The 4,749-nt window shown below is 69.1% G+C and carries 7 protein-coding genes; 2 read left to right on the top strand and 5 right to left on the bottom strand.

All coding sequences use genetic code 11. The features are described 5' to 3' along the window. Positions 1-14: 14 nt before the first annotated feature. Together ACOJSN_RS07015 and ACOJSN_RS07010 are read right to left on the bottom strand one after the other, a co-directional pair. Positions 15-317: a DUF4235 domain-containing protein gene (locus ACOJSN_RS07015; protein ID WP_420111789.1), complete on the bottom strand. Its 303-nt coding sequence runs from the start codon at positions 315-317 to the stop codon at positions 15-17. Positions 318-345: 28 nt separating this feature from the next. Next, positions 346-1,179, bottom strand: a complete 834-nt coding sequence (locus tag ACOJSN_RS07010; RefSeq protein ID WP_420111788.1) for a sigma-70 family RNA polymerase sigma factor — start codon at positions 1,177-1,179, stop codon at positions 346-348. A gap of 231 nt (positions 1,180-1,410) precedes the next feature. Between ACOJSN_RS07010 and ACOJSN_RS07005 the strand changes: the two genes are divergently transcribed. Beyond that, positions 1,411-1,680 carry a DUF7218 family protein gene (locus ACOJSN_RS07005; protein ID WP_420111787.1) on the top strand — a complete coding sequence of 90 codons (270 nt, stop codon included), beginning with the start codon at positions 1,411-1,413 and terminating at the stop codon, positions 1,678-1,680. A gap of 8 nt (positions 1,681-1,688) precedes the next feature. Then, positions 1,689-2,303, top strand: a complete 615-nt coding sequence (locus ACOJSN_RS07000) for a flavodoxin family protein (protein ID WP_420111786.1) — start codon at positions 1,689-1,691, stop codon at positions 2,301-2,303. Between the two features lie 18 nt (positions 2,304-2,321). Here the strand turns inward: ACOJSN_RS07000 and ACOJSN_RS06995 are convergent, their stop codons facing one another. From ACOJSN_RS06995 to ACOJSN_RS06985, 3 genes are read right to left on the bottom strand one after another with little or no spacing between them, the layout of a single operon-like run. Then, the gene (locus ACOJSN_RS06995; RefSeq protein WP_420111785.1) at positions 2,322-2,867 is read right to left on the bottom strand and encodes an NADPH-dependent FMN reductase; all 546 of its coding nucleotides are present in this window, start codon (positions 2,865-2,867) and stop codon (positions 2,322-2,324) included. A 44-nt stretch (positions 2,868-2,911) separates the two neighbouring features. Next, positions 2,912-3,502, bottom strand: a complete 591-nt coding sequence (locus tag ACOJSN_RS06990) for a cysteine hydrolase family protein (protein ID WP_420111784.1) — start codon at positions 3,500-3,502, stop codon at positions 2,912-2,914. Further along, positions 3,492-4,631: a carboxylate-amine ligase gene (locus ACOJSN_RS06985; protein ID WP_420111783.1), complete on the bottom strand. Its 1,140-nt coding sequence runs from the start codon at positions 4,629-4,631 to the stop codon at positions 3,492-3,494. Before ACOJSN_RS06985 ends, ACOJSN_RS06990 begins: the two co-directional genes overlap by 11 nt. Positions 4,632-4,749 lie beyond the last annotated feature (118 nt).

Raw genomic sequence — 4,749 nt, 5'->3', positions numbered from 1 at the left:
AATCCGGCAAGGGGTCAGTTGCCCGGCCACTCGCCGGTCCAGCGTTCGAAGGCGCGGGCACCCCCACGGCTGACCGCTGCCTTGACGGCTGCAAAGATCGCACCCTGGATGAGTGCGCCGACGACGACCTCCTTCCACGAGTACTCCGACTGCAGCGGTTCCGGCGGGTCGTCATGATCGCCCGGAAGCGCACGCTTCCAGATCTGCTTGAAGATCTGTCCGGCGACCACCCCGGCGATCACACTGCTCACGAGGCCGACAGGCTGGTACAGGATCTTCGCGGACTTGTTCGGATTCTTCTCGGTGCTTCTGGCCATCACTCTTCTCCCTTGCTGTGTCGACTGCTCATCTGGACACTGCCAGCGGCTCACGTCGACGGACGCCGGCCGTGAGCCGGCCACGCAGTTCCGCGAGGATGCGGGCGAGCCACCGGCTCACCTGCATCTGGCTCACGCCCATCTCGTCACCGATCTCTCGTTGCGAGCGATCTTCGACGAACCTCAGGTGCAGGACGCGCCGGTCACGGGCGCTCAGTCGGCGCAGGGCCGGAGCCAGGAGCGCACGGTCCTCGGCGATACTGAGCCGATCGACGGGGTCGGCGACCACGTCGCCGACAGTGGCTGCGCCATCGCCCCCGACCGGCCTGTCCAGCGACAGGGGTCGGAATCCGCGCAGCGCTGCGACAACCTCGCCACGGTCGGAGCGATCGAGGGCCAGGTGCGTGCAGATCTCTTCCGAGCTGGGCTGGCGGGCAAGCTCGCTGCCCAGCTCGACCACGGCGGCGGCCACACGGCGCTCGAGCTCCTGAAGCCGTCGGGGCGGCCGTACCGCCCAGTGCAGATCCCGGAAGTGACGCAACAGCTCACCGCGGATAGTGGGCACCGCGTAGCTGAGCAGATCGTGGTGAAGGGCCGGGTCGAACCGCTGCACGGCCTTCACCAGGCCCTCGCACGCCACCTGCTCGAGGTCGTCGAGCGCGATGCCACGGCCGCGGTAGCGCGATGCGATCGCTCGCGCGACACGGATGTTGAGTCGAACGATCTCGCGCTCGACGTACTGCCGCTCGTCGGCGGTCGTGGCGTGGTGAGCGTTCCAGGCCAGACGATCGGTGAGCTCGGACCGCTCGGCGTGCGTGAGTGCCTGCGGGGCTCGCGGCCGGGATGACGGGGACGTGCGCATGTGGCCCTCTGCGTTCAGCAGCAATGGCCCGCCCGTCTTCTTCAGCGGGGTCCGTGACCCCAACCTACGCTGTCTGCGCTCCACGGCATAGCCGACGGGACAGATCGACCTTGACGCCGACGCCGGGAGAGGGACCCCACGGGCGCGATCCAGGGTGGCCAACGGCGCCGCAGCGGCGTACCGTCACGAGAGTTGTACCGCCGATGATCGCGAACGACCGAAGGAGCAGACATGCCTCGCAAGGACACACCGTCGTCGATCAAGAACCCGGACATGTACGAGGGGTTGCGCGATGACGGCGCCTCCAAGGAGAAGGCTGCGCGGATCTCCAACGCCGCGGCCGCCGAGGGTAAGGGCACCGTGGGCCGTCGCGGCGGCAGGGCCGAGGACTACGAGGACCGTACGGTCGCCGAGCTGCGCGACCGCGCCAAGGAGCTCGGGCTGTCCGGCTACTCGGACAAGACCAAGGACGAGCTCATCGACCTGCTCCGCAACCACTAGGCGCAGCGGTGACGCTCACCGCGCTGGTCCTGAACTGCACGCTCAAGGCCGGCGACGAGACCTCGAACACCGCGGCCCTGGCGCAGGTGGTGATCGACGCCCTTCGCGCACGCGGCGTGGACGTCAACATGATCCGAGTCGTCGATCACGACGTGAAGCCGGGTGTCACGTCCGACGAGGGCGCGGGTGACGCCTGGCCCCAGATCCACGAGCAGGTGCTCGCCAGCGACATCCTCGTGATCGCGACGCCCACCTGGCTAGGACAGGCGTCGAGCATCACCCAGCGGGTGCTGGAACGCATGGATGCCATGCTCTCCGAGACCACCGAGGACGGCACACCGGTCGCCTACAACCGCGTGGCAGGCGTCGTGGTGACCGGCAACGAGGATGGGGCGCACCACATCATCGCGACCACCGCCGGCGCCCTGATGGACATCGGCTACACGATCCCGGCACAGGCGTGGACCTATTGGCACACCGGCCCCGGGCCGGGGCCGGACTACCTCGACACCACCACCGGTCACGACTGGTCAGCCTCCACCGGCGAGGCCATGGCCGCCAACCTGGTCGCGGTCGCGGACGCGCTCCGTACGAACCCGATTCCGAAGCCACCCAACGCCTGAGTCGGGCGGACCCCGGCGTCAGTCGGCAGGGCGCTCCACCAGACAGCCGTATTGCTCGAGCAGGTGAGCGACCCGTGCGAGGGCGACCTCGGTGGCGTCACTGGTCAGGTGGTCCGGGTCCACCACCGGTATCTCGGGCACGAGCACGGCCCGCAGATCCTTGAGCTCAAGCACTGCCTGAACCACCCGCTGCAGTTCACGTGCACCGAAGTCCTGGTTCTTGTGGTTGCTCGAGACGAACAGGTGCACCTTGTCGGCGTACGCCTCGGGGCAGTCGATCGTGTCGAACGCGTTCTTCGCAGCACCTGGCGGGCTCTTGAAGTACGACGGCACCACGTGCACCACGGCGTCGGATCCCACCAGCGCCTCCAGCATCCGTTGCTGGGACTCGGTGGCGTTGTTGCGCGTGACATAGGTGCCGCGGAAGGGATCGGCGAAGGCATCGACACCGACTGTGTCGACGTGCCACACGGGAAGCGCATCTCGGATCGCCGCCACGAGCGCCGCCGAGCTCCGGTCGGTGCGGTCGTGGTGGATCGAGCAGGTCAGCACCGTCGCACTCACCCGACCAGGCTAGCTGTGTCGCTGTCCCGCGGCGGCAGCTTGCGTCACCGTGCGTCCAGTGGACCCTGCAGCAGCCGGAGGCTGGCCGCATGATCGAGCACAGGTTGGCGCAGCTCCTCGGTGAGGAAGTCGAGCATGGCCGCCGCGAGTGAGCCGTTCTCGGACGCCACGGCCTCGCCCGCGATCGCCACGCGGTAGTCGTGCGCGAAGGCGGCCATCGCCGTCTCGGCCACGCAACTGTGCGTCGAGACGCCACCGATCAACAGTTGGCTCACACCCAGCCCGGAGAGCACCTCACGCAGCCGGGTACCGTGGAAGGCGTCGTCGCGGGTCTTGACCACGTCGATCGCACCTGCCCGTTCGAGAGTGCTGACGTACGCGGCCTGCTCGGTGCCGCGGAACGCGAACCCCTCGCCGTCGGCGCGCATGTTGATCGTCCAGGTGGACCGGTCGCGAGCGTGCTCGGTGCGTACGAGCACCACCGGCCGCCCGGCCGCCCGCGCAGCGCGCACGAGTTCGTTGGCCCGCTCGATCAGCGACTCCCGTACGCCGGCGAGCGCCGGCGCCTCGAAGTAGGCGTTCTGCAGGTCAACGAGCAGCAGCGCCAGTGTGGGCGCGGTGGTGTCAGGAGTCATGACCTGCAGTGATTCGTCCGGCTTGTGCGACAACGTCGGCGAGGTCGCCGGTCTGCTCCCACGTGGCGCGTTGCCGGTCAGCGCCGGTGCCGCGGGAGAGCACGGTGCCCACAGCCGCCGTCACATCGGCATCGTCGCCCGACTCCCGCAATGCCGGACCGACGTGCTCCAGAAACTCTCCGACGACGTCGCTCGCCGGCCGCGGCAGGCCGGTGAGCGGCTCGAGCAGGTTGGCGCTCACTCCGGCACGCGATGCCTGCCACGACGCCAGCCGCAACATCGCGATAGGCACGGGCGGCGCCGGGTCGCCCGCGGCCCACTGCGCCGCCGCCGTGGTCACGAGCGCCCGTGCCAGACCTGCGAGCATCACCGTGTCGCCCACGTCGGTGCACACGTCGGCCACGCGCACTTCGACGGTCGGGTAGTGCTCCGAGGCGCGGGCATCGAAGTAGATCATCGCCGAGTCGAGCACGGTGTCGGAGGCCACCATGCGACGGACCAGGTCATCGTATGCCTGGGCAGACCCGAACAGCTCGGTGGGCCCCGCCGTCGGCCATCGGCCCTGCGCCTGGGTGCGGAACGAGGCGTATGAGGTGTCCTGGCCCTGCCAGAACGGGGAGTTGGCTGTGAGCGCGACCAGGATCGGCAGCCAGGGCCGGATCCTGTCGATCACGCCGACCGCTTCGTCACGCGACTCGACCGAGACGTGCACGTGGCATCCGCACGTGAGGTTCTCCGCGGTGGTGAGGCCGAACCGCTGCGTCATCCGGTCGAAGCGCTCGTCGTTCACGATGCGCGGCTCGACCGGCACGGGCGAGGTAGCGATCGCCGCGACCCGGGCACCGTTGTGCCGGGCGGCGTCGATCGCCGTGCGCCGCCACTGCCGCAGATCCTCCTCCAAAGTGGTGAGGTCGCTGTGCGGCGCCGTCCCGGTCTCGATCTGCTGCTGCTGAAGCTCCTTCTCTAGCGCGCCGACGACCTCGCTGGCCGCCGGGTCGAGTCCGGTCGCGACCGCAGGCTCGGCGCGCTCGGCTGCCGCACGACGCAGCACCTGGCCGGCCTTCGATAGCGCCCGGCCACTGCCACTCTCGACGAGCAGCAGTTCCTCCTCGACTCCGACCGTTCGCACCGCAACAGTCTGCCCCACACGGGCGTTCGCTCACGGTGCGGGAATCAGGCTGCCCACGAGTGAGTCGCCGGCGAGGATGAGTTCGCGCGGCGCCAGCAGCCGAAACGGTGCGTCAAAG

This window comes from Pseudactinotalea sp. (genome assembly GCF_048594945.1).
GTDB lineage: Bacteria > Actinomycetota > Actinomycetes > Actinomycetales > Beutenbergiaceae > Pseudactinotalea.
This window is presented reverse-complemented; position numbering and strand designations above follow the sequence as displayed.

What these genes read in the sequence shown, in the direction of transcription:
- ACOJSN_RS07015 (WP_420111789.1), bottom strand. Translation starts at nt 317, where the DNA reads ATGGCCAGAAGCACCGAGAAGAATCCGAACAAGTCCGCGAAGATCCTG.
- ACOJSN_RS07010 (WP_420111788.1), bottom strand. Translation starts at nt 1,179, where the DNA reads ATGCGCACGTCCCCGTCATCCCGGCCGCGAGCCCCGCAGGCACTCACG.
- ACOJSN_RS07005 (WP_420111787.1), top strand. Translation starts at nt 1,411, where the DNA reads ATGCCTCGCAAGGACACACCGTCGTCGATCAAGAACCCGGACATGTAC.
- ACOJSN_RS06990 (WP_420111784.1), bottom strand. Translation starts at nt 3,502, where the DNA reads ATGACTCCTGACACCACCGCGCCCACACTGGCGCTGCTGCTCGTTGAC.